The sequence below is a fragment of the Kribbella polygonati genome, from assembly GCF_050320105.1.
Lineage (GTDB): Bacteria > Actinomycetota > Actinomycetes > Propionibacteriales > Kribbellaceae > Kribbella.
Genome location: NZ_CP190129.1, coordinates 1,116,344 through 1,138,067, shown reverse-complemented (window position 1 = coordinate 1,138,067; position 21,724 = coordinate 1,116,344). Strand labels below are relative to the sequence as shown.

Annotated in this window: 23 protein-coding genes; 17 read left to right on the top strand and 6 right to left on the bottom strand. The window is 70.7% G+C overall.

Translation table 11 applies throughout. The annotated features are described in order from the left end of the window. Positions 1 to 2 precede the first annotated feature (2 nt). Both ACQHIV_RS05390 and dnaK read right to left on the bottom strand, forming a co-directional pair. Complete coding sequence (locus tag ACQHIV_RS05390; protein WP_427892259.1) at positions 3 to 476, bottom strand: nucleotide exchange factor GrpE; 474 nt, start codon at positions 474 to 476, stop codon at positions 3 to 5. After that, positions 476 to 2,341 (bottom strand): molecular chaperone DnaK, encoded by a 1,866-nt coding sequence (gene dnaK / locus ACQHIV_RS05385; RefSeq protein WP_427892257.1) that lies wholly within the window; start codon positions 2,339 to 2,341, stop codon positions 476 to 478. The genes ACQHIV_RS05390 and dnaK overlap by 1 nt, the downstream gene beginning before the upstream one ends. A gap of 260 nt (positions 2,342 to 2,601) precedes the next feature. Between dnaK and ACQHIV_RS05380 the strand changes: the two genes are divergently transcribed. Beyond that, positions 2,602 to 3,792 (top strand): PucR family transcriptional regulator, encoded by a 1,191-nt coding sequence (locus tag ACQHIV_RS05380; protein WP_427892255.1) that lies wholly within the window; start codon positions 2,602 to 2,604, stop codon positions 3,790 to 3,792. On the opposite strand, the gene ACQHIV_RS05375 is transcribed toward ACQHIV_RS05380, so the two are convergent. After that, on the bottom strand, positions 3,793 to 3,978 hold the full coding sequence (locus ACQHIV_RS05375; RefSeq protein ID WP_380201949.1) for a hypothetical protein: 186 nt from the start codon (positions 3,976 to 3,978) through the stop codon (positions 3,793 to 3,795). Between the two features lie 102 nt (positions 3,979 to 4,080). Between ACQHIV_RS05375 and ACQHIV_RS05370 the strand changes: the two genes are divergently transcribed. Beyond that, positions 4,081 to 4,935, top strand: a complete 855-nt coding sequence (locus ACQHIV_RS05370; RefSeq protein ID WP_427892253.1) for a helix-turn-helix domain-containing protein — start codon at positions 4,081 to 4,083, stop codon at positions 4,933 to 4,935. On the opposite strand, the gene ACQHIV_RS05365 is transcribed toward ACQHIV_RS05370, so the two are convergent. Further along, entirely contained in the window at positions 4,827 to 6,005 is a 1,179-nt protein-coding gene (locus ACQHIV_RS05365) for an MFS transporter (RefSeq protein WP_427892251.1), read from the bottom strand. The two genes, ACQHIV_RS05370 and ACQHIV_RS05365, sit on opposite strands and share 109 nt — an antisense overlap. A gap of 111 nt (positions 6,006 to 6,116) precedes the next feature. Between ACQHIV_RS05365 and ACQHIV_RS05360 the strand changes: the two genes are divergently transcribed. Genes ACQHIV_RS05360 through ACQHIV_RS05350 form a run of 3 tightly spaced genes read left to right on the top strand, consistent with a single transcriptional unit; the run spans position 6,117 to position 8,421 of the window. Next, positions 6,117 to 6,875 (top strand): ABC transporter ATP-binding protein, encoded by a 759-nt coding sequence (locus tag ACQHIV_RS05360; RefSeq protein ID WP_427892249.1) that lies wholly within the window; start codon positions 6,117 to 6,119, stop codon positions 6,873 to 6,875. Further along, positions 6,872 to 7,630, top strand: coding sequence for an ABC transporter permease (locus ACQHIV_RS05355; protein WP_427892247.1), 759 nt, complete (start codon positions 6,872 to 6,874; stop codon positions 7,628 to 7,630). The genes ACQHIV_RS05360 and ACQHIV_RS05355 overlap by 4 nt, the downstream gene beginning before the upstream one ends. A gap of 14 nt (positions 7,631 to 7,644) precedes the next feature. Next, positions 7,645 to 8,421: a MerR family transcriptional regulator gene (locus tag ACQHIV_RS05350; protein WP_427892245.1), complete on the top strand. Its 777-nt coding sequence runs from the start codon at positions 7,645 to 7,647 to the stop codon at positions 8,419 to 8,421. On the opposite strand, the gene ACQHIV_RS05345 is transcribed toward ACQHIV_RS05350, so the two are convergent. Beyond that, positions 8,408 to 10,096: a cytochrome c biogenesis protein CcdA gene (locus ACQHIV_RS05345; RefSeq protein ID WP_427892244.1), complete on the bottom strand. Its 1,689-nt coding sequence runs from the start codon at positions 10,094 to 10,096 to the stop codon at positions 8,408 to 8,410. The genes ACQHIV_RS05350 and ACQHIV_RS05345 overlap by 14 nt on opposite strands. A gap of 178 nt (positions 10,097 to 10,274) precedes the next feature. Here ACQHIV_RS05345 and ACQHIV_RS05340 point away from each other — a divergent pair, with 178 nt between their 5' ends. The 3 genes from ACQHIV_RS05340 (at position 10,275) to ACQHIV_RS05330 (ending at position 11,885) form a co-directional block, all read left to right on the top strand. Beyond that, the gene (locus ACQHIV_RS05340) at positions 10,275 to 10,967 is read left to right on the top strand and encodes a fasciclin domain-containing protein (protein ID WP_427892242.1); all 693 of its coding nucleotides are present in this window, start codon (positions 10,275 to 10,277) and stop codon (positions 10,965 to 10,967) included. Positions 10,968 to 11,078: 111 nt separating this feature from the next. Beyond that, complete coding sequence (locus ACQHIV_RS05335; protein ID WP_427892240.1) at positions 11,079 to 11,540, top strand: MarR family winged helix-turn-helix transcriptional regulator; 462 nt, start codon at positions 11,079 to 11,081, stop codon at positions 11,538 to 11,540. A gap of 6 nt (positions 11,541 to 11,546) precedes the next feature. Beyond that, positions 11,547 to 11,885 (top strand): hypothetical protein, encoded by a 339-nt coding sequence (locus tag ACQHIV_RS05330; RefSeq protein ID WP_427892238.1) that lies wholly within the window; start codon positions 11,547 to 11,549, stop codon positions 11,883 to 11,885. A 19-nt stretch (positions 11,886 to 11,904) separates the two neighbouring features. On the opposite strand, the gene ACQHIV_RS05325 is transcribed toward ACQHIV_RS05330, so the two are convergent. After that, positions 11,905 to 12,723: an NADPH-dependent oxidoreductase gene (locus ACQHIV_RS05325; RefSeq protein ID WP_427892236.1), complete on the bottom strand. Its 819-nt coding sequence runs from the start codon at positions 12,721 to 12,723 to the stop codon at positions 11,905 to 11,907. A gap of 128 nt (positions 12,724 to 12,851) precedes the next feature. Here ACQHIV_RS05325 and ACQHIV_RS05320 point away from each other — a divergent pair, with 128 nt between their 5' ends. The 9 genes from ACQHIV_RS05320 (at position 12,852) to ACQHIV_RS05280 (ending at position 21,724) form a co-directional block, all read left to right on the top strand. Continuing rightward, complete coding sequence (locus ACQHIV_RS05320) at positions 12,852 to 13,436, top strand: response regulator transcription factor (RefSeq protein ID WP_427892234.1); 585 nt, start codon at positions 12,852 to 12,854, stop codon at positions 13,434 to 13,436. Continuing rightward, positions 13,433 to 14,341, top strand: a complete 909-nt coding sequence (locus tag ACQHIV_RS05315; protein WP_427892232.1) for a hypothetical protein — start codon at positions 13,433 to 13,435, stop codon at positions 14,339 to 14,341. The genes ACQHIV_RS05320 and ACQHIV_RS05315 overlap by 4 nt, the downstream gene beginning before the upstream one ends. Before the next feature lie 164 nt (positions 14,342 to 14,505). After that, positions 14,506 to 15,447: an ABC transporter substrate-binding protein gene (locus tag ACQHIV_RS05310; RefSeq protein WP_427892230.1), complete on the top strand. Its 942-nt coding sequence runs from the start codon at positions 14,506 to 14,508 to the stop codon at positions 15,445 to 15,447. A gap of 4 nt (positions 15,448 to 15,451) precedes the next feature. Further along, complete coding sequence (locus tag ACQHIV_RS05305) at positions 15,452 to 16,483, top strand: FecCD family ABC transporter permease (protein ID WP_427892228.1); 1,032 nt, start codon at positions 15,452 to 15,454, stop codon at positions 16,481 to 16,483. After that, positions 16,480 to 17,523: a FecCD family ABC transporter permease gene (locus ACQHIV_RS05300; RefSeq protein WP_427892226.1), complete on the top strand. Its 1,044-nt coding sequence runs from the start codon at positions 16,480 to 16,482 to the stop codon at positions 17,521 to 17,523. Before ACQHIV_RS05305 ends, ACQHIV_RS05300 begins: the two co-directional genes overlap by 4 nt. Continuing rightward, positions 17,520 to 18,329: an ABC transporter ATP-binding protein gene (locus tag ACQHIV_RS05295; RefSeq protein ID WP_427892224.1), complete on the top strand. Its 810-nt coding sequence runs from the start codon at positions 17,520 to 17,522 to the stop codon at positions 18,327 to 18,329. The genes ACQHIV_RS05300 and ACQHIV_RS05295 overlap by 4 nt, the downstream gene beginning before the upstream one ends. Next, the gene (locus tag ACQHIV_RS05290; protein ID WP_427892222.1) at positions 18,326 to 19,156 is read left to right on the top strand and encodes a carbon-nitrogen hydrolase family protein; all 831 of its coding nucleotides are present in this window, start codon (positions 18,326 to 18,328) and stop codon (positions 19,154 to 19,156) included. The genes ACQHIV_RS05295 and ACQHIV_RS05290 overlap by 4 nt, the downstream gene beginning before the upstream one ends. Continuing rightward, a complete protein-coding gene (locus ACQHIV_RS05285; RefSeq protein WP_427892221.1) occupies positions 19,149 to 20,717 on the top strand; it encodes an amidohydrolase in 1,569 nt (522 codons plus the stop codon). The genes ACQHIV_RS05290 and ACQHIV_RS05285 overlap by 8 nt, the downstream gene beginning before the upstream one ends. Next, complete coding sequence (locus ACQHIV_RS05280) at positions 20,717 to 21,724, top strand: acetamidase/formamidase family protein (protein WP_427892220.1); 1,008 nt, start codon at positions 20,717 to 20,719, stop codon at positions 21,722 to 21,724. Before ACQHIV_RS05285 ends, ACQHIV_RS05280 begins: the two co-directional genes overlap by 1 nt.

Below are 21,724 nucleotides of genomic sequence, written 5' to 3'. Positions count from 1 at the left end.
CGCTACTGCTTCGCGACGACGACCGACGCCGGCCGCAGCAGCGCGTCCGCCGTACCGTAGCCGGCCCGGACCACCGCGATCACCGTCCCCGGCTCCGCGGCCGGATCGGCCAGCGTACTGACGGCCTCGTCGACGGCGGGGTCGAACGGCTCACCGGTCGGGTCGAACCGCGGGTACCCGAGCCGCTCGAGTGCCGCGACTGCCTGCAGGTGGACAGCCTTGATCCCTTCGACGACGGCCTCGGCGCCGGTGTCGGCGTGCTGGAGCGCGAGCTCGAGGTTGTCGACCACCGGCAGCCAGGCGACCGCTGCCCGGGCGCGCTCGGCGGCGCGTTCTCGGTCCAGGTCGCGCTGGTAGCGCTTGCGCAGGTTGTCCAGGTCGGCCGCCGTACGGCGCAACTGGTCGTCGAGCCGGGCGATCTCTGCCTCGGCGTGACCCTCCTGCGGCTCGTCCGACAGCGCTTCCTCGTCGGACATCAGTCCACCGTGAAGTCGGCGTCGATCACGTCGTCGTCAGCGTCGGGAGCCGGCGGAGCGGGCTGTTCGGCAGGCCGGCTCGCCGCCAGGCTCTGGTACACCTGCTGCAACTCCTGCGTCAACGGACGTGCCCGGTCGACCCCGGCGCCGTCCTTGACCGCCTGTCGCGCATCCGCGACCAGCGTCTCCGCGCGTGCCTTCTCGTGCACGGCGACCGCGTCACCGAGCTCGCCGAGCCGCCGGTCGACCTGGTACGCCACCGCGTCCAGCTCGTTCCGCGCGTCGACGTCGGCCCGCAACCGGGTGTCCTCGGACCGGTGCTGCTCGGCGTCGGCGACCATCCGGTCCACCTCGGACGGGTCCAGCGCGGAGCTCTCGGTGATCGTGATCGTCTGCTCGACGCCGGTGTCCTTGTCCTTCGCCGCGACGTTCAGGATCCCGTTCGCGTCGATGTCGTAGGTGACCTCGATCTGCGGCTCGCCGCGGCCGGCCGCCCGGATCCCCTCCAGCCGGAACCGCCCGATCACCCGGTTGTCCGCGGCCCGCTCGCGCTCGCCCTGCAGGACGACGATGTCGACCGCGTTCTGGTTGTCCTCCGCGGTGCTGAACGTCTCGGTCCGCCGGGCCGGGATCGTGGTGTTCCGCTCGATCACCTTGGTCATCATCCCGCCGAGCGTCTCGACGCCGAGCGACAGCGGCGTGACGTCGAGCAGCAGCACGTCCTTCAGCTCGCCCTTGATGATCGCGGCCTGGGTCGCCGCGCCGATCGCGACCACCTCGTCCGGGTTCACGGTCATGTTCGGGTCCTTGCCGCCGGTCAGCCGCCGGACCAGCTGCTGCACCGCCGGGATCCGGGTCGAGCCGCCGACCAGGATCACCTCGTCGAGGTCGTTCGCGGTCACCTTCGCGTCCGCCATCGCCTGCTGTACCGGCCCCAGGCAGCGCTCCACGAGATCGTGAGTGATCTCGTCGAAGGTCGACCGCATCACGGTCACCACCAGGTGTTTCGGCCCGGTCGAGGTGGCGGTCACGAACGGCAGGTTGACCTGCGTCTGGGTCACCGACGACAGCTCGACCTTCGCCTTCTCGGCAGCCTCGAACAGCCGCTGCAACGCCTGCGCGTCGTCCCGCAGGTCGACGCCCTCGGCCTTCTTGAACTCGTCGGCCAGGTAGTCCACCAGCCGCCGGTCGAAGTCGTCGCCGCCCAGGTGCCCGTCACCTGACGTGGACAGCACCTCGACGACGCCGTCGCCGACCGTCAGGATGCTGACGTCGAAGGTCCCGCCGCCCAGGTCGAACACCAGGACGGTCTCGTTCTCCTTCTTGTCCAGCCCGTACGCCAGCGCCGCCGCCGTCGGCTCGTTGATGATCCGCAGCACCTCGAGCCCGGCGATCTTCCCGGCGTCCTTGGTCGCCTGCCGCTGGGTGTCGTTGAAGTACGCCGGGACCGTGATCACCGCCTCGGTCACCTTCTCGCCGAGGAACTTCGACGCGTCCTCGACGAGTTTGCGCAGGACCAGCGCGGAGATCTCCTCGGGTGCGTAGAGCTTGCCCCGGACGTCGAACCGCACCGACCCGTCCGGACCTTCGACGACGTCGAACGACACCGCGGTCATTTCGCTGGTGACCTCGTCGTACCGGCGGCCGATGAACCGCTTCGCCGAGTAGATCGTGCCCTTCGGGTTCAGGATCGCCTGCCGCCGGGCGAGCTGGCCGACCAGCCGCTCGCCGTCCTCGGTGAACGCCACCACCGACGGCCTCGTCCGGGATCCCTCGCCGTTCGCGATCACCGTCGGGTGACCACCCTCGACCACCGCGATCACCGAGTTGGTGGTCCCGAGGTCGATACCGACCGCCTTCGCCATCTCAGCCTCCGTTAGTGCTCGGTCCGCTCCCCGGCCCGGTCGTTGCCCCAGGCATCGGCCCCTGCGTCGGGCCGGCCACCGCGGTACGCCGGGAACGTGCCGGACGCTACCGCCGGGCCGCGCCGGCGGCGGCGGATCGCCCGGGTCTTTGTCCGAAGCGACCGACCGGGTTGTCCGCACCGCCAGCGAACCGCCGGGAACCGCCGGTGGACCGGTCGCGGGTCGGTGTCAGGACGCCGCCGGTGTGCTGAGATGAGGACATGACCGACACCGAGCCGGACCTCGCGCAGCTCGCGGCCTGGGCCGAGGGGCAGCTGCCCGAGCTCGCCGAGAACGCCTGTACGGCGATCGTCGCGAAAATGCCGTTCTACCGGGCCGGCGTGGTGGTCTCGATCGCGGACCTGCGGCGCTCGGTCGGGCACAACCTGCGCTTCCTGGTCGGCGCGATCCGGGAGCCGCACGCCCCGCTCGACCTGGACGCGCCGCGGGAGACCGGCCGCCGCCGGGCGCAGCAGTCCGCGCCGTTGCCCGAAGTACTGCAGGCGTACCGGATCTCCTTCGCGACGCTGTGGGACGCGCTGCTGGCGCACGCCAAGGAGACCGGCGAGCAGTCCGCGTCGGACGCGTTGCTGTCGGCGGCGAGCCTGATCTGGCAGGTGACCGACGAGCACGCGCTCGCGGTCACCGAGGCCTACCGGGCGGCGACCGCGGAGCTGATGCTGGCACGGCAACGACGCCGGGCCGCGCTGGTCGAGGCGTTGCTGACCGGTCAGCCAGGTCCGGACGGCGGCCCGTGGGAGGCCGCCTCGCTGCTCGGCCTGCCGCCCGGCGGGCAACTGCTCGTCGTCGCGGCGGAGACCCGTGCGCTGGCGGCGGAAAGCCTGCCCGCGATCGAACGGCGGCTGTCCGAGCGCGGCGTGGTCTCGGGCTGGCGGCTGACGCCGGCGCTCCAGCTGGGCCTGGTCGCGGTCGCCGCCGGTCAGGAGGAGGTCGTCCTGACGCTGCTCCGCGACGGCGTCGGCGCCCGGACCGGCGTGAGCCCGCTGTACTCGAACCTCTCCGACACGCCCCGAGCGCTCCAGCTCGCCCGGACCGCGATGGCGACGGTCCCGGTCGGGCGGGCCGAGGTACGCCGGTTCGACCCGAGCCCGCTGGCCGCACTGATCGCGATCGACCCGAACGAGGGCCGCCGGATCGCCGAGGCCGTCCTCGGCAGCGTGCTCGCGCTCCCGGCCGACGACCGTACGGTCCTGCTCGACACGCTCCACGAGTACCTGAACCACGACGGCTCGGCGGAGCACGCGGCGCGCGCCCTGCACTGCCACGCGAACACCGTCCGCTACCGTCTCCGCCGGCTGCAGGAGCTGACCGGCCGGACCCTCTCCGACCCGCACGACGCCGCGGAGCTGGCCAGCGCGTGGTACGCCGTACAGCTCAGTCCGAGCCGCTGATCAGTCGTCCTCCAACGCCTTCGCGGCGCCCTCCAGATTCTCCAGACCGGACTCCAGCGCGTCCGTCGAGGTCGGGTCCTCGGTCTCGCTCGTCTCCGCGGCGGCCAGTTCCCCGGCCGCGTCGTCGGCCACGACGCTCGGGTCGGTGGTGACCGCCGCTACCTCGCCACTCGGATCTCGCACCATCGTTCGAGACTAGCGAGCCGGCGCACGCCGTGGACAGCAGTTGTCGGGTTCGACAGGAACCTCTGTGGAATAGGCCGCCCGGCCCCGGCTGTTCTTGCGTTCATGGCGGAATCTCGGCGTACGGCGGCCCGGTTCGACCTCGGTCAGCTAAACCACCACATCCTCGGCAGGCGCGAGACGTTGAGCGTTCCAGGACCGCAGTGGCTGCTGGTCCTCGACGGTACGGCGTACCTCGAGACGGCGGGCGGGAGTACGCCGCTCGCGGTCGGGGACGCGGCCTGGGTGGACGCGCGGACCGCGTTCGCGATCGCGACCGACGAGGGCGCCAAGCTCGCGATCGGGGACCTGCGGGTGGTCGTCGCGACGCAGCCGGTGCCGAGCCCGCTGCTCGTCCGCGGGTTCGCGGACCGGCATGCGGGAGTCGCCGACCTGGTCCGCGGCTGCCCGCTGGACGGGGCCTGCCGCGCGACGGTGTTCGCGGACGGGTACGGCACGCTGATCGGCGCCGCGATGACGGACTCCTGGCAACAGGACCAGGGCCTGGTCACCGCGGCGGGCGACCCGCTCGTGGCGCGGGTGCTCGAGGCGGTGGTCGCGGACCCGGCGAACAAGTGGAGCGTGGAGTCGCTGGCGAGTCTCGTCCACCTGTCCCGGTCCGCGCTCAGCGCCCGTTTCCAGAAGGCCCTCGGCCGCAGCCCGGTCCGGATGCTCCGCGAGGTCCGGATGGGCGAGGCCCGCCGGCTGCTGTCCGACCCGTACCTCCCGGTCGAGGCGGTCGCCGCCCGCTGCGGCTACGGCTCGATCGCCGCCTTCAGCCGCGCCTTCACCGCCGATCACGGCTCCTCCCCTCAGTCCTGGCGGTCCGGCGTACTCGAGGACGGACGCAGTACGGCGAAGCCGATCCCGCTGAGTACCGCGCAGACCGCGCCGACCGTGAGCGCCGCCGCGACGCCGTGACCGTCGACGACCGACCCGCCGACCGCCGCACCCACCGTGATCGCGATCTGGAACGCGGTCACCTGCAGGCTCATCGCGGACTCGGTGTGCTCCCGCTCGGCCCGCGCCACCCAGAGCTGGGTCGCGACCGGGATCATGCTGAACGCGATCCCCCAGCACACCACGCCGACCACCAGCATCGGCACGCCCACGGCGTACCCGGTCACCGCCAGGCTCGCGGACAGCAGCAGCGGTGCGACCGCCGACGCGACCCGCAACCGGCTCGCCAACGCCCCGGCCGCGAGGTTGCCCAGCAACCCGCCGAATCCCCAGGCGAGCAGCAGCCAGGCCGAGTCCCCCGGCGTCACCCGCATGATCGCCAGCCGGATGTACGGATACGCGACGAAGTTCCCCAGCGCGGCGAGCACGATCATCACCAGACCCGCGATCAGCAACGGGTTCCGCAACGCGCTCCGCATCATCACGAGCCCCGCCGACGGATGCGCCGGCACCGCCGGGAACACCGCCACCAGGAAGCCCAGGCTCACCACGGTGAACGCGGCCGCCACCCCGAACACGACGCGCCACCCCGCGCTGTCCGCGCCGACCGACGCCAGCGGGATCGCGACGATCGTCGCCACGCTGACCCCCACCGACAGACTGGTCGACACCAGCCGCTCCCGGCCAGGCATCGCCTGGACGCCGGCACCGAACGCGAACGACCAGTACCCGGCGATCGCGACCCCGAGCACCAGCCGGCTGAGCAACACGACGACGAACGCGGGCGCGAGCGCCACCGCCAGGTCCGACACCGCGGCCGCCGCGAGCAGCCCGATCAGCACCAGCCGCCGATCCGTCCGCGGCAGCACGACGGCGATGGACGGCGCCGTGATCGCACCGGCGATCGCGGTGGCGGCGACCGCCAGCCCCGCCGTCCCCTCGGAGACACCGAGGTCGGCGGCCATCCGCGGCAGCACGCTGGCCGGCAGGAACTCGCTCGCCACCAGCAGGCAGATGCCGAGATCAAGAGCAATCAAAGACAACAGTCCGGTACGGCGGACCGCCGCGCGGGACGTAGTAGTAGAAGACACCCTCCAAGCCTCGCGAGCCGAACCGCCGCACGCTTGATCGGCTGTCGCGTGCACTTGATCGGAAGCGCTGCCTTGACCTTGACGCAGGGTCAACCCTTCATCCTGATCGCCATGAGCACAGATTCGGCCATCCAGGTGCAAGGACTGGAGAAGTCCTACGGCAAACAGGAGGTCCTGCGCGGCGTGGACTTCGAGGTGGCGCGCGGCAGCATCTTCGCGCTGCTCGGCTCCAACGGCGCCGGGAAGACCACCACGATCAGGATCCTCGCGACCCTGTTGAAGGCAGACGCGGGCACCGCCACGGTGAACGGCTTCGACGTCGCGGCGCAGGCCAACGACGTCCGGGAGTCGATCAGTCTGACCGGGCAGTTCGCCGCCGTCGACGAGATCCTCACCGGCCGGGAGAACCTCGTCCTGGTCGCCAAGCTGCGGCACCTCGCGGACCCGGGCCAGGTCGCGGACGACCTGCTCGCCCGGTTCTCGCTGACGGAGGCGGGTGCGCGCCGGGTCGCGACGTACTCGGGCGGGATGCGGCGCCGGCTGGACATCGCGATGAGCCTGCTCGGGGACTCGCCGGTGATCTTCCTCGACGAGCCGACGGCCGGCCTCGACCCGGAGGCGCGGATCGAGGTGTGGCAGCTGGTCAAGGAGCTGGCCGGCTCCGGTACGACGGTGCTGCTGACCACGCAGTACCTCGACGAGGCCGAGCAACTGGCGGACCGGATCGCGATCCTGCACCAGGGCCGGATCATCGCGAACGGCACCCTGGCCGAACTCAAGCAACTGCTGCCGCCCGCGAAGGTCGAGTACGTCGAGAAGCAGCCGACGCTCGAGGAGATCTTCCTGGCCGTCATTGGAGACGAGCGATGAACCGGTACTTCCTGAGCGACACCACCGCCCTGACGGTGCGGACGCTGCGGCACATCACCCGCAGCCTGGACACCATCATCACGACCGTGCTGACCCCGGTCGCGCTGATGCTGATGTTCGTCTACGTGTTCGGCGGCGCGATCAACACCGGGGCGAAGTACATCGACTTCATGCTGCCGGGCATCCTGCTGATCACGATCGCGTCCGGCATCTCGTACACCGCGTTCCGGCTGTTCATGGACCTGAAGAGCGGGATCCTGGAACGCTTCCAGTCGATGCCGATCGCCCGGTCCGGCCTGCTCTGGGCGCATGTCGTCACGTCGATGGTCGCCAACCTGATCGCGCTGGTGATCGTCGTCGGCGTCGCGCTGCTGATGGGCTTCCGATCCGGCGCCGGCGTACTGGCCTGGCTCGCGGTGACCGGCATTCTGCTGCTCTCGACGCTGGCGCTGACCTGGCTCGCCGTGATCCCCGGGCTGACGGCGGGGTCGGTGGAGAGCGCCGGGGCGTTCGCGTACCCGCTGATCTTCCTGCCGTTCGTGAGCTCGGCGTTCGTGCCCACGCAGACCATGCCCGGGCCGGTGCGGTGGTTCGCCGAGCACCAGCCGGTGACGTCGATCGTCGACACGATCCGGGCGCTGTTCGCCCAGCAGCCGGTCGGCAACGACATCTGGACGGCGCTCGCGTGGTGCGTCGGCGTACTCGTCGTGGCGTACGTCCTGGCGATGATGGCCTATCGACGGAAGGCCGGCTGAGGCAGGCTGGACCCATGCTCACCATCAGCCAGCTGGCCGCGTACGCCGGGGTGACGGTGCGTGCCGTACGGCACTACCACAAGATCGGGCTGCTGCCGGAGCCCGGCCGCGACCGCTCCGGGTACCGGTCGTACAACTCCGCCGCCGTCGTCCGGTTGATCCGCATCCACACGCTGGCCGAGGCCGGCGTACCGCTGGCCCGGGTGCAGGAGCTGCTCGACGCGGCACCGGAGGAGTTCGAGGACGGCGTCCACCGGATCGACAAGGACCTGCGGGCGGAGATCCGGCGGCTGCAGGACAGCCGCCGGCGACTCGCCAAGCTGGCCGCCGGCGACCATCTCGCGCTCCCGCAGAGCGTGGTGGGCTACCTCGACCGGTTGCGGAGTCACGGCATCAGCGAGCGCTACATCGAGATGGAACGCGACGCCTGGATCATGATCGCGGCCCAGGTGCCCGAGGTCATCGATGCCGTGATCGCGTCGAAGCACGAGCAGCTGGAGGACCCGGACGCGCAGAAGCTCTACAGCCTGGTCAGCGAGGCGGTCGACAACGACGGCGACGAGACCTTGCTGATCGAGATCGCCGACATCCTCGAACGGTTGTACATCCGCGCGGCCGAGGCCGGACAGCTCGGTGACGAGCCGTTCGACGAGCGGCTCGTCGAACTGCTGGACGCGGTCATGCTCGAGTCCGCCCCGGAAGCGGCGCGGCTGCTCGCGATCATGGAGGAGCGCGGCTGGAAGGGCTGGACCCGGATCGAGCAGGTCCCGGAGCGGATCACCCGAAGCTGAACGTGTACGCCGAGACGCCCGGCGAGTACGTCAGCGTCAGCGTGTCCCGTTGGACCATGGAACTGTCGACGAGCTGATAGGCGTTCGGCGTACCGTTCACGGTGATCGTCCGGTCGGGTTGCCCGGCGCTCGAGATCGTCACGCTGCCGTGCCCCGACAGCACGTGGTACACCTTCGCGGCGTTGTAGTTCAGCCGCGCCTGCGATCCCGCGGTCGAGGTGACGTTCTGGGTGCCGACGATCCAGCGGCCGCCGAGGCTGTAGGTGTCGTTCGGCTGGTACGCGTTCAGCCCGAACGCGGTCGCGGTCTGCCGCGGCGCCAGCGACCCGGTGCCCTTGAAGTTCTCCGAGCGCGAGTAGCCCAGGTACGTCTCCGGCGTCAGGTCCTGGCCCGCGACCTCGGCCTTGACCGTACCGTCCACCGGCGCCGGCAGCTTCAGACCGGGATGCGCCTGCGTCAGCAGTTCCCGGATCTGGTTCTCGGTCTGCCCGTACGACCCCTCGCCGAACTTGATCGACCGTACGACGCCGTTCGCGTCGATCAGGTACTTCGCCGGCCAGTACTGGTTGCGGTACGCCGTCCACGTCGCGAGATTGTTGTCCTGGGCAACGGGGTACCGGATCCCGGCCGACCGGATCGCGGCCGCCAGGTTGCCGGCATCCTTCTCGAACGCGAACTCCGGCGAATGGATCCCGATGATCTCCAGCCCGAGCCCGCGGTACGCCTTGTCCCACGCGAGCAGATGCGGTGTCGCGCGCTGGCAGTTGATGCACGAGTACGCCCAGAAATCGATCAGCACGACCTTGCCCTTCAACTCCGGCAAGGTCACCGGCTTGGAGTTGAACCACTGCTGCGTGCCCTGGATCGCGGGCGCCGTACCGCACTCCGCCAACGCCGCCGCACCCGGCGTGCACTTGGCCAACTCGGTCGACGCGTTCCCGATCGCGGGCGCGAGCGCGCCCTGCACGGTCTTGTTCTCCGCGACCTTCTGCTCCAGCCCACTGGTGTACGACGGCAACGACCGCTGGATCAGGTCCGTGATGTTGAACGCGAGCGCCACCGCCAGCACCAGCATCACCACCCCGCCGGCGATCCGGAACCCGCGCGCCCGGTCCCGGTACGCCTTCACCCGTTGGGCGATCCGCGACCCGGCGGACGCGAAGATCAGCAGCGGCAGCGCCGCCCCGATCGCGAACGAGACCGTGAGTACGACGGTCCGCCAGCCGATGTGGCCCGTCGCGCCGGCGACCGTGATCGCGGCGAGCACCGGGCCGGCGCACGGGACGTACAGCGTGCCGAGGCCGAGACCGAGGACGAACGCGCCACTGTCCTGCCGGTTGAGCTTCGGCAGCCGGTAGAACGGCCGCTCGATCAGGTGCCCGAGCGCCGGGACGATCAGCCCGAGGCCGACCACGGCGAGCACGATCAGCCCGACCCAGCGGAGGAAGTCGTCGGGCAGCCCCAGCGCCGACAGGATCACCGACCCGGTCAACGTGAACACGCTGAAACTCACCACGATCCCGGCGATGATCCGCACCGGCCGCCAGTCCCGGCGGACGCGCTCGGCACTTCCCGTCGTACCGGCGAAGAAGATGATCGGCAACATCGGCAGGACGCAGGGCGAGACGCCGGTGATCAGGCCACCGATCAGTCCGATGAACGCGAGGGTGAGCATGCCGGGACTCCAACGATGGTTGATCGACAAGACACCAACCGTTCGCCGCCGCACCCCGGATGGATGGGTGCGCGAACTCGTTGCCGGCTCGACCTATCCGCGGGCCTGACGGCTGCGAACCCCTCGTTGACAGCCGTGAGCGGCCTGCTCGCGGACCTCAATCGAGAGTGAGAACGTCATGTCCCGCATCCTCGTCCGCGCCGGCCTCACCGCGACCACTCTGGCCCTGGTCCTCACGGCCGCGGCCTGCGGCAGCAACGACTCCAAGTCCACCAGCTCGCCCTCGACGAGCACGTCCGCCTCCTCGTCCACCTCCTCGTCCGCACCGGCGGAGACACCCAGCGCGACGACTCCTCCGGCGAGCAACGCCGCCGCCGGCGGGATGGTCGGCCCGGGCTGCGCGGCGTACGCGAAGGCGAACCCGACCGGTGCCGGCTCGATCGACGGCATGGCCGCCGCGCCGCTCGCTACCGCGGCCTCCGGCAACCCGCTGCTCAAGACCCTCGTCGCCGCCGTCTCCGGCAAGCTCAACCCGAAGGTCAACCTGGTCCCGACCCTCAACGGCGGCGAGTTCACCGTCTTCGCCCCGGTCGACACCGCGTTCGCGAAGATCCCGGCCGCGACCGTCAACACGCTGAAGACCAACAGCGCGCTGCTCACCAAGATCCTGACGTACCACGTGGTCGCCGGCCAACTGGATCCGACCGCCGTGGTCGGCAAGCACCCGACCGTCGAGACGCAGGACGTCACGGTCTCCGGCTCCGGCGACGCCCTGAAGGTGAACGGCGCGAACGTGATCTGCGGCGGCGTGAAGACCGCCAACGCCACCGTCTACCTGATCGACTCCGTCCTCATGCCCCCGACCAAGTAGCCATCCGCTCTCCCACTGCCGGTCCCCGTTGGGACCGGCAGTTCCCATCTGTACGACGGCGTTAGCTAACTCACTAATCGTTAGTGCACTAACTATTGCTATTCTCGACCTGTGACCACCGAACAGGCGCTGCCGGAGAACCCGTTGGCGCTCGAACACCAGGTGTGTTTCGCGCTGGCGATCGCGGCCCGGAGTGTGATCGCGCTGTACCGCCCGGTGCTCGAGCCGCTGGGGCTGACACACCCGCAGTACCTGGTGATGCTCGCGCTCTGGGAGTTCGAGCCGGTCTCGGTGAAGGACCTGTCCGGGATGCTCCAGCTCGAGCCCGCGACCCTGTCCCCGCTGCTCAAGCGGCTCGAGAGCGCCGGCCTGCTGCGGCGCGACCGCGACACCCGCGACGAGCGCTCGCTCGCGGTCTCGCTCACCGACCAGGGCCGGGCACTGCGCACCGACGCATTGAAGGTCCCGCCGGCCGTCGTTGCCCGGCTCGGCCTGGACGTCGGCGAGCTGATGGAACTCCACGAACGGCTGACCCACGTCATCGCCGCCGCGCGCGACGCCACCACGAAGTGAGGATTGATGGAAGAGGCACCGTACGCCGACCAGCGACCACGAACCCGGCGGACGATCCGCCGCCGCACCCCGAAGCCGATGAACATCGAGACCGTCCAGCGCTGGGTCGTCTCGGCGGTGCTGTTCCACGTCGGCACCGTCCCGGCCGTCACGCTCGCCGTGTACAGCATCGGCGTCTCGCACAGCGACTTCGGCAAGGGCGTCGGCCTGTGGATCATGTCCGGCGTGATCGGCGTCATGACCGCGGTCGGCATCCTCGCCATCCACCGCAAGAGCCCCGTCTCGTTCTGGCCGCTGCTCGGCATCCTCCCCACCGCCGTGACCGGCTTCTACATCTTCCGGTAGCGGGCCGCGGTGAGGGCTGTCATCGCAGCTCGAAGCCGCGGGTCCTGAGCGCCTCCCGGAGGTGCTCACGACCCTTCAGGCCGGCGACCGTCCCGAACCGGGCGACCACCCGGTCGATCCAGCCGGCCGGCAGCCCGGCCTCTGCATAGAAGGCGTTCAGCACCCCTTCGTACGTCGTCACCTGTGCGGCCTGCGGTTCGAGTTCGTACTGCTCGTGATGGAGGACCGCCTGCTGCGGGAGGCGGGGCTTCACCGCGTTCGTGCCGAGCTCATCGGGATGACCAACGGTGAGGCCGAACACCGGGAACACGTTCGGCGGCAGCGCCAGTTCGTGGGCGACGTCCAGGGGCCGGTTCCGGATCGCGCCGACGAACACCGTCCCGAGCCCCAGCGACTCCGCGGCCAGCGCCGCGTTCTGCGCTGCCAGAGCGACGTCGACGAACGCGAGCAGGGCCGCCTCGACGAAGTCCGCGGCCTCGGCGGTGCCGGATCCGAGCTCGGTCGTGATGTGACGGGCCCGGGCGAGATCGGCCAGCCAGACCAGGAACAGCGGGGCCTGGGCGATGAAGTCCTGCTCGCCGGCGAGCTTCGCCAGCCGGGCACGTCGCTCCTGATCGCGGACAGCGACGACGCTCCACAGCTGGAGGTTCCCCGAGGTCGGCGCCGACTGCGCCGCCGCGACGAGTGCCGTCAGCGTGTCGTCGGGCACCGGATCCGTCCGGTACGCCCGCACCGACCGGTGACCGAGCTGCTGTGCAAGCACTTCGCTCCACGCTGTCGGCGGCACGAACGGCGTCCCCGCGCCGTACCGCAGTCGATAGGCGTCGTCCAGCGTCATCGCAGCTCCGTTCGTCGAGGGGTCCTGCCTCTATTGAGCCCTAAGTCAACCGATCGAGTGGACAATGCCCACATGCTGACCCGAACCGTGGCCGGCAGGGTTCGATCGTTCGAATAGACTCGGCTGTCGTGCGCATTCTGGTACTGCATCGTGAGGGCGAGGCCAGAGCTGGGGCAGTCGCGGCTCTGCGGGCGGGCGGGTTCGAGGCGGCGGCCGTGGGCGATCGGGCCGCGGCCGAGCAGGCACTCGCGGAGCGGGCACTCGCGGGTGCGGCGTACGACGGGCTGGTCGCGGACGACGTCGCGCTGGTGAGCGCGCTGCGGCAGGGCGGAGAGACGATTCCCGTGCTGGTGCTGACGGCGGGAGACGACGGGGCGACGCTCGTACAGTACGGCGCGGACGATTACCTGGTTTGGCCGGTGGATCCAGCGGAGATAGTCGAGCGGGTGCGCAGCATCTGCCGCGCGCCGGTGGCCGCCCCGGTTCCAGGGGCGGAGCGGTTCGCGGTCGACGGTGCGGAGTACGCCGTACTCGAACTGCTGCTGCGGACGCCGGGCGCGGTGGTGACGCGTGCGCGGCTCGAGCGTGAGTGCGGTGCCGGCGTCGACGAGGTCGTCGAGCGGCTCCGGGCCCGGGCCGGTGACACGCTCCGGATCGAGGCGGTCCGGGGCATCGGGTATCGAGTGCACGAGACGGAAGAGGGGCGGCGATGAACGACGCGGGCAGGCGGCGCGGCTGGTTCGGGCGACGGCGGGACGCGAAGATCGCGGCGAGCCTCGCTGTCCGGCAGGCGGAGATCTCCACGCTCGGGCTCGACTACGACGGCGCGCTGAACAGGTTCGACGACCTGGTCGCGGCCGACCGGGTCGCCGAGGCGTTCGACTTCGCCGAGCAGGCCCGGCACAGCCTGGATGCCGGCACCCGGGGCGCCGGCGAGCTGATGATGTCGCTGCTCGAGCTGACCCAGAAACGCCTCCAGGACGCCGCGGCAACACTCGACCGCGCACTCGCGCTGGCCGGCCCCCAAGCCGAACCGGACGTCGCACTGCGCCGCGCCCAGCTCCTCCTGCACCTCGACCGCGAGCCTGAGGCCGTCGAGCAGTTGCACCGCGCGCTGGAGAACCCGAGTGGCCGCCGGATGACCCAGGCGGCGATCGCCCTCGGCCGGATGACCGCCGACCACGGCAACGACACCGAGGCGGAGCTCTACCTGCTGCTCGCGTACGACTCGGGCTACGCGCCGTCCGTCCTGTCCGCCGCCCTCGACCTCGGCAAACTCAAGGAACGCGCCGGACTCCCGTACGACGCCCGTACGTTCTACGAGGCCGCCGCCGACTCGACCGCCCCGTTCGAGTCCCGCGAGGCCCGGATGCGCCTCGGCGTACTGCTCCTCACCCTCGGTGACCACGACCGCTCCCGCGCACTACTCGAAGAACTCGCGGCCGACGACGACCCGGAAACAGCGACGATGGCCGCCATCAACCTGGCCGCCCTGCACCGCGAACGCCACGACGATCCGGCCGCGATCCGCTGGCTCACCCTCGCCGCCGGCTCCCCTATCCCCCACCTCAGCCAGATGGCCCAGAAACTCCTCACCGAAGCCCAGCCCTCCAACTGAAGCCGCGCCGCGCCGCGCCGCCCCGCAGTTGTAGCAACTGTTTCAGGGGCAAACTTGCTCGATCCATTGACAGTGTCATTGGACCGTCCTACCTTCGAGCGATATACAGCATTCGCATATCACAGGTCGCTGAGTCCTTCTCCCCTGTCCCGTAAGGAGCACCTATGAATGCCAGAGTTCTGATCGCCGCGGTTGTGGTGGCAGCCATGACGGCTGCCTGCGGTGGTAGCGGTTCGGGGACCGATGCCGCCGCGGAAGGCGGCCAGGCCGTCACGGTCCAGGCCGCGACCGGGCCGGTCAAACTGCCCAAGCCCGCCGTCCGCGTGGCCGTCATGCAGTGGCAGTTCCTGGAAGACCTGCTCGCGCTGGGTGTGCAGCCGGTGATGATCGCCGACGAGCAACAGCCGGGCAGCGGGAACCCGTTGCCGCCGCAGTTCAAGGACAAGCTCGGCAAGTACACCTCGCTCGGCAGCCGCATCTCACCGAACCTCGAAGTACTGTCCGCCGAGCCCGTCGACCTGATCGTCGCCGACAAGAGCGAGCATCTGAAGGACTACGAGCAGTTCTCGCAGATCGCTCCGACGCTGATCCTCGACACCTCCAGCTGGGCCGACTTCTACCCGAACCTGGAGAAGCTCGGCCAGGCGGTCGGCAAGGCGGACAAGGCCGCCGAGGTGGAGAAGAGCGTCAAGAGCGCGATCGCCGACGGCAGGACGAAGCTGGCCGCCGACGCCGGCAAACGGGCGCTGATCGGCGTACCGACACCGGACAAGTTCTTCGCGTTCACCGCGAACTCGATGCAGGCCGGCGTACTCACGGAACTCGGCCTGAGCTACGCCTACAAAGAGGTTCCGGGCAAGCTGAGCGAGCAGGCGCCGCTGGAATCGCTCGCACAGACGAAGCCCGACGTGATGTTCCTGACCGTCGATCCCGGCTCGCAGGTGGTCACCGACACCTGGAAGGGCAACGCGCTCTGGGACTCGATCCCTGCTGTGCAAGGCAATCAGGTGCACACCGTGGACCGCGGGATCTGGTCGGTGGGCCGCGGCGCGCTCTCGGTGCCGCTGATGGTCCAGCAGACGGTCGACGCCTTCGCCAAGGGCTGATCCGATGGCACAAACACTGACGGCACCAGCCGCTGACCGCCTCCGTCCTCTGCGGATCCCCCTCGGCGCCGGCGTGCTCGTCCTGCTGGTGGCCTGCGGACTCAGCCTGATGGTCGGCTCGACCGGGACGGCGTCGCCCGGTCAGGTCCTGCGGGCCCTGACCGGGCACGCCGACCCACAGCTCACGGCGGCGGTGACGAGTCTCCGGCTGCCCCGGACCGTGGTCGCGCTGCTGATCGGTGCCGGGCTCGCGGTGTCCGGCGCGCTGATCCAGGGCGTTACCCGGAACCCGATCGTCGAGCCGTCGATCATCGGGGTGAACGCCGGCGCCGCGCTCGCGGTCGCACTCGTCACGTACACGGTCGGCCCGCTGCGCCTGGGCGGGATCGGCCTGATGCCGTTCGTCGCGTTCGCCGGCGCGGCGGCCGCGGCCGCGCTGGTGTTCGTGATCGTGGCCGGCGTCGACATGACCCCGGGCCGGGTCGCGCTGGCCGGAGTCACCGTCGCGCTGCTCGCGAACGCGTTGGTGATGAGCGTCGTCGTACTGAACGACAACGCGATCCAGTTCCTGCTCCGCTACCTGGTCGGCGGCGTCGACGGCGCCAACTGGTCCGGCGTCGAGACCCTGCTGCCGTACACGGTCATCGGCCTGGGCGGCGCGTTTCTGCTCGCGAAGTCCGTCACCGTGCTGTCCCTCGGCGACGACGTCGCCCGCGGCCTCGGCCTCCCGGTCGAGCGGGTCCGGCTGCAGGCACTCGCGCTCGTGGTCGTCCTCGCCGGCGCGGCGGTCGCCGTCGCCGGGCCGATCGCGATGGTCGGACTGCTGGTCCCGCACATGGTCCGCTGGTCGGTCGGTACGTCGTACCTGCGGGTCTTCGGCCTCGGCACCGTGTACGGCGGGGCGCTGCTGGTCGGCGCCGACGTGATCAGCCGGATCGCGATCCCGAACACCGAGGTACCGGTCGGCGTCCTGACCGCGGTCATCGGTACGCCGTACTTCATCTACCTGGCCCGCCGTGGAAGGGGTGTCGTATGACGACGCTCACCGAAGTGTTGCCCTCCGCAACGATCCTGCGGCGGGCCGCGCACCGCCGGCTGCTGGTGGTGCTCGGGCTGTTCGCGCTGCTGGTCGCGGTCGCGGTGGTCAGCATCGGCATCGGTGCCGTGCGGATCGACCTCGGCCGGATCCTGCGGGCGCTGGCCGGTACCGGCACGATCGCCGACCACCGGATCGTGATCGGGTTCCGGCTCCCCCGGATCGTCGTCGGCCTGTGCGTCGGCGCGAGCCTGGCGGTGTCCGGCGTGATCCTGCAGGCCGTCACCCGCAATCCGTTGGCCTCCCCCGCGGTCGTCGGCGTGAACGGCGGTGCGGGGCTGGCCGCGCTGCTGGTACTGAGCTTCGCCGGCAGCGCGGCCGCGATCTGGGAGGTGCCGGCCGCGGCCTTCGGCGGCGCGGCCGTCGCGGGCGGTACGACGTACCTGCTGTCGCGGCGGGACGGGATCGTGAACCCCGGCCGGCTGGCGCTGATCGGGGTGGCGTTCGGCGGGTTCTCGCTGGCGCTGATCCAGCTGATCATCGTGACGACGTCGTTCACCGGTGACGTGCAGGCGGCGTTGCGGTGGCTGACCGGGAGCCTGTGGGGCCGGACCTGGATCCACGTCGAGCAGGTCGCGCCGTGGACGCTCGTACTGCTGCCGCTGGCGTGGTTGCTGTCCGACCAGCTCAACCTGCTCGGGCTGGGCGACGACGTACCGCGGGCGCTCGGGTCCCGGCTCGAGCGGGTGAAGCTCGGGCTGCTCGGGATCGCGATCGCGCTGGCCGGTTCGGCGGTCGCGGTGGGCGGGACGATCGCGTTCGTCGGGCTGCTCGCGCCGCATCTGTGCCGTCGGCTGGTCGGTCCCGGTCATCGGCTGCTGATCCCGGCGGCGGCCTGCGTCGGCGCGCTCCTGGTCGTGGTCGCGGACGCCCTCGGCCGCGCGATCCTGCCACCCGCCGAGATCCCGGTCGGCCTGTTCACCGCGGTGCTCGGCGCACCGTACTTCCTCCTCCAACTCCGGAAGGGAATGCGCGCATGAGTTCACGTCTGCGCACCGAGAATCTCAGGCTCAGCTACGGTCCCTTGGTCGTCATCCCCGATCTCTCGCTCGAGATCGAGGAGGGTGCTGTGACCAGCCTGGTCGGGCGGAACGGGTGCGGGAAGAGCACGCTGCTGCGCTGTATCGGCCGGCTGCTCGACCAGCGCTCGGGACGCGTCCTGCTGGACGGCAAGGAGATCGCCACCATCCCGTCCCGGACGCTGGCGCAGCAACTCGCGATCCTCCCGCAAGGCCCGACGGCGCCGGAAGGCATGACCGTGATGGACCTGGTCGAGCACGGGCGCTACCCGCACCGGCAGTTCCTCGGCATCAAGTCCGACGAGGACAGGCGGACCGTCGCCTGGGCGCTCGACCAGACCGGCATGACCGACCTCGCGCACCGCCCGCTGGAGCGGCTGTCCGGCGGCCAGCGGCAGCGGGCGTGGATCGCGATGGCGCTCGCACAGGACACCAAGATCATCCTGCTCGACGAGCCGACCACGTTCCTCGACGTCGCGTACCAGCTCGAGCTGATGGAGCTGCTCCGGCGCCTGAACCACGAGCACGGTACGACGATCCTGATGGTGCTGCACGACCTCAACCAGGCGGCGGCGTACTCGGACCGGATGGTCGCGGTCCGCGGCGGCAACGTCTACGCCAACGGCCGCCCGGACGAGGTACTGACCCAGGCGATGGTCCGGGACGTGTTCGGCATCGAGTCCGACGTGATCGCGGACCCGCGCACCGGCAGCCCGTTGTGCATCCCGTACGCCCTCGCCCCAAAAGCTGAGGTGGTGCCGTCATGACCCGGGTGAGCGTCGTCCAGCTGGGGTCCGGAGCGGACCGGGACACCAACCTCGACCACATCGAGAAGGCGTTGCGGACCGCAGGCGACAGCAGAATCGTGTTCTTGCCCGAGGCAAGCATCTACCGCGGGCCGTACGATCCGGCGTACGTCGAGGACGACGACGGGCCGGCGCTGCGGCGGATCGCCGGACTGGCCCGTGAGCTGCGGCTGAACGTCGTACTCGGCGGGGTGTGGACGCCGTCCGGCGATGCCGCGCACGCGTACAACAGTTGTCTCGTGTTCGACCGGTCCGGGCGGATCGCGGCGCGCTACCGGAAGGTGCATCTGTTCCGGCTCGACCGGACCGGCGCGCCCGCCGACGACGAGGCGGCATTCACGGTGCCCGGTGCCGACACCGCGGTGGTCCGGGCCGGCGACATCACGGTCGGCCTGAGCATCTGCTACGACCTGCGGTTCCCCGCGCTGTACCGGAACCTCGCGGACGCGGGGGCGACGGTGCTGAGCGTCCCCGCCAACTTCTCGGCGTACACCGGGCCCGCACACTGGGAGGCCCTGCTCCGCGCCCGGGCGATCGAGAACCTCTCGTACGTCGTCGCCCCGGCGCAGATCGGGACCGATGCGACCGGGTTCTCGGCGTACGGGCACAGCATGGTCGTCGATCCGTGGGGCACCGTCGTCGCGCGGGCCGACGACACGCCGGCCGTCCTGACAGTCGACCTCGACCCGTCGGTGGTCGACGTACGGCGGAGAGAACTCCGCTCGCTGCAGCACGACCGGCTCGACGTCTACGCCCGCCCCGCCCGGATCGAGGAGCTCGATGGCTGACATCTTGTTGCGTGAAGCAAAGATCTCCGGTGACCCGAGCTGGGTCGCGGTGACCGGTGGTGTGATCAGCGGGATCGGCCGGCCAGGCGAGCCGGAACCGACGGCCGAGCGGGTTGTCGACCTGGACGGCGCAACCCTGCTGCCGGGCTTCGTCGACAGTCATACGCACCTGGGCTGGAGCGCCGAGGACCGCTGGACCGTCAACTGGTCCGGCACCACCACCCACGACGAGGCGTTCGACAGTCTCCGGACCGTCGCCGCCCGGGTCACGCCCGGCGACTGGGTGACCGGCGGGGACTGGCTGCCCGGCAACCTGCCCGAGGCCGAGCTGCCGACCCTGGCCGAACTCGACGCCGCCACCGACGGCCGCCCGCTGTTCCTCCGCAGCCTCGACCACAGCATCGCGATCCTCAACACGGTCGCCCTGCGGCGCTGCCGCATCGACGCCGGCACCGCGGACCCGTCCGGCGGCCGCATCGAGCGGTCCCCCGACAGTCCGGCCGGCGCGCCGACCGGCGTACTGCGTGGCACCGCGATCTGGAGCCGCCTCGCCGCGGGTGTCGTACCGCCGCCGAACCGCGCGCGCAGGCTCGCGGAGCTGCGGGACCTGCTCGCCGACCTGTCCGCGCGCGGGATCACCGAGGTGCACGACATCGCGACGTACCCGGTCGAGGACCGCCGGACGCCGATCCACCTGGAGCGTTCGTTCACCGACGTCGGGCTGATCGACGCGCTGGCCGGGGAGTTGCCGTTGCGGTACAGCTTCCGGCCGTCGATCTGGCGGGTCGACGAATTCGCCGAGGTGCGGACGTCGTCGCCGCTGATCACGTTCGCCGGGTTCAAGATGTCGCTGGACAACGGCTGGTACTCCGAGCCAGGCGGTCCGCGGATCGACTCGTTCCGGTATCCGGGGGCCGCGGAGGCGGGGCGGCTCGGGAAGCGGGCGGACGCGTTCGGCGCCGCGCTGTCGATCCACGCGATGGGCGATCTGGGGGTCGCGGAGGCGCTCGACGTACTCGCCGGGCTGCCGTCGCGGGTCGGCACCGGGCTGCCGCCGCACCGGGTGATCCATGCGCGCCGGGTGGAGCGGTCGGACGTCGTACGGCTGGCTGAGCTGGGGGTTGCCGTCGAGGTGCAGCCGTGGGAGATCGTTGCCCAAGGCCCCGTACTGGCGGCGCGTGGCGGTGAGGAGTTCCGGAGCATGCTCAGTCCGTACCGGTCGCTGCTCGATGCCGGGGTGGTCGTCACGATCGGGTCGGACCGGCGGCTCGGGCTGCGGGTCGACCAGCGGGACACGGATCCGCTGGTCGCCGTGCAGCTCGCTGTCGCCCGCGAGGGCGCGCAGCGGATCAGCGTCGACGAGGCACTCGCGTGCGCCACCACCGCCGGGGCGGTCGCGGCCGGAGCCGGCGGCCGCCGTGGCTGCATCACCGTCGGGTACGACGCGGATCTGGTTGCCTTGGGCGACGATCCGCGGCGGCTCCCGCCGGACCGGATCGCCGAGGCACGCCCGGTGCTGACGATGAGCGCGGGCCGGATCGTGTTCGGGGGCGATGCCTGATGATCAGGGTGCCGCGGACCGCGCACGGGTTCGCGTTTGATCGGGCGGCGGGGCCGGTAGTACGGGTTGCGGCTGGGGACTCGCTGGTAGTGGAGACGTACGACTGTTTCTCGAACAAGGTGTCGTCGAGTGAGCAGCTGTTCGGCCGTGAGCACGACCTGCTCGACCTGATCGGGCAGTACAACCCGGTCACCGGCCCGATCCACGTCGACGGCGCGGAGCCGGGTGACCGCCTCGCCGTCCGGATCGACCGGATCGAGCTCGGCACATTCGCGCCGTACGCCGCGACGCTGGTCACCGGCGACTCCAAGGGCGTCTGCGGCGGCCACTGGAGCCCGCTCGACGACGGCATCCCCGACACCCGGATCTGCCCGCTCGACGGCGACACCGTCATCTTCCCGACCAAGGCCGGCGACCTGCGGCTGCCGGTGCGTCCGATGGTCGGCTCGATCGGTACGGCGGCTGCCGCCGGTGCCGCCAGCTCGCTCGAGTTCGGGCCGCGGCACGGCGGCAACGTCGACTGCCCGAGCATCACGACCGGCTCGACCGTCCTGCTCCCGGTCAACGTCCCCGGGGCGCTGCTGTTCCTCGGCGACGTCCACGCCTCGATGGGCGACGCCGAGGTCACCGGCACCGCGCTGGAGACGAACGCCGACGTACACATCACGGTCGACGTCCTCAAAGGCGGCGACGAGCCGGTGACGCCGCGGCTCGACACCGCGACCACGCTCGGCTCGATCGGCTGCGAGTTCGGCGCACCGCTGGAACGGAACCTGCAGCACGCGTTCACCGACCTGATCGAGCGCCTGCACACCGGCCACCGGCTGACCAGGGTCGAGGCGTACGAACTCCTCGGCGCGGCCGCCCGCGTGCAGGTCAACCAGTGCGTCGCCGGCGGATGGACCGCCGTCCACGTGAGCATCGCCAGGTCCGTCGTACCTGATCCACCGATGGTGCACACTGGCCCAGGGTCTGGCTCAGTACCGAACGACGAGGGGGCGCGCTGA

Coding starts and splice junctions, on each gene's coding strand:
- ACQHIV_RS05370 (WP_427892253.1), top strand. CDS start 4,081: ATGGCGGAATCTCGGCGTACGGCGGCCCGGTTCGACCTCGGTCAGCTA.
- ACQHIV_RS05340 (WP_427892242.1), top strand. CDS start 10,275: ATGTCCCGCATCCTCGTCCGCGCCGGCCTCACCGCGACCACTCTGGCC.
- ACQHIV_RS05380 (WP_427892255.1), top strand. CDS start 2,602: ATGACCGACACCGAGCCGGACCTCGCGCAGCTCGCGGCCTGGGCCGAG.
- ACQHIV_RS05315 (WP_427892232.1), top strand. CDS start 13,433: ATGAACGACGCGGGCAGGCGGCGCGGCTGGTTCGGGCGACGGCGGGAC.
- ACQHIV_RS05300 (WP_427892226.1), top strand. CDS start 16,480: ATGACGACGCTCACCGAAGTGTTGCCCTCCGCAACGATCCTGCGGCGG.
- ACQHIV_RS05390 (WP_427892259.1), bottom strand. CDS start 476: ATGTCCGACGAGGAAGCGCTGTCGGACGAGCCGCAGGAGGGTCACGCC.
- ACQHIV_RS05325 (WP_427892236.1), bottom strand. CDS start 12,723: ATGACGCTGGACGACGCCTATCGACTGCGGTACGGCGCGGGGACGCCG.
- ACQHIV_RS05280 (WP_427892220.1), top strand. CDS start 20,717: ATGATCAGGGTGCCGCGGACCGCGCACGGGTTCGCGTTTGATCGGGCG.
- ACQHIV_RS05295 (WP_427892224.1), top strand. CDS start 17,520: ATGAGTTCACGTCTGCGCACCGAGAATCTCAGGCTCAGCTACGGTCCC.
- ACQHIV_RS05305 (WP_427892228.1), top strand. CDS start 15,452: ATGGCACAAACACTGACGGCACCAGCCGCTGACCGCCTCCGTCCTCTG.
- dnaK (WP_427892257.1), bottom strand. CDS start 2,341: ATGGCGAAGGCGGTCGGTATCGACCTCGGGACCACCAACTCGGTGATC.
- ACQHIV_RS05345 (WP_427892244.1), bottom strand. CDS start 10,096: ATGCTCACCCTCGCGTTCATCGGACTGATCGGTGGCCTGATCACCGGC.
- ACQHIV_RS05355 (WP_427892247.1), top strand. CDS start 6,872: ATGAACCGGTACTTCCTGAGCGACACCACCGCCCTGACGGTGCGGACG.
- ACQHIV_RS05310 (WP_427892230.1), top strand. CDS start 14,506: ATGAATGCCAGAGTTCTGATCGCCGCGGTTGTGGTGGCAGCCATGACG.
- ACQHIV_RS05375 (WP_380201949.1), bottom strand. CDS start 3,978: ATGGTGCGAGATCCGAGTGGCGAGGTAGCGGCGGTCACCACCGACCCG.
- ACQHIV_RS05330 (WP_427892238.1), top strand. CDS start 11,547: ATGGAAGAGGCACCGTACGCCGACCAGCGACCACGAACCCGGCGGACG.
- ACQHIV_RS05290 (WP_427892222.1), top strand. CDS start 18,326: ATGACCCGGGTGAGCGTCGTCCAGCTGGGGTCCGGAGCGGACCGGGAC.
- ACQHIV_RS05360 (WP_427892249.1), top strand. CDS start 6,117: ATGAGCACAGATTCGGCCATCCAGGTGCAAGGACTGGAGAAGTCCTAC.
- ACQHIV_RS05285 (WP_427892221.1), top strand. CDS start 19,149: ATGGCTGACATCTTGTTGCGTGAAGCAAAGATCTCCGGTGACCCGAGC.
- ACQHIV_RS05350 (WP_427892245.1), top strand. CDS start 7,645: ATGCTCACCATCAGCCAGCTGGCCGCGTACGCCGGGGTGACGGTGCGT.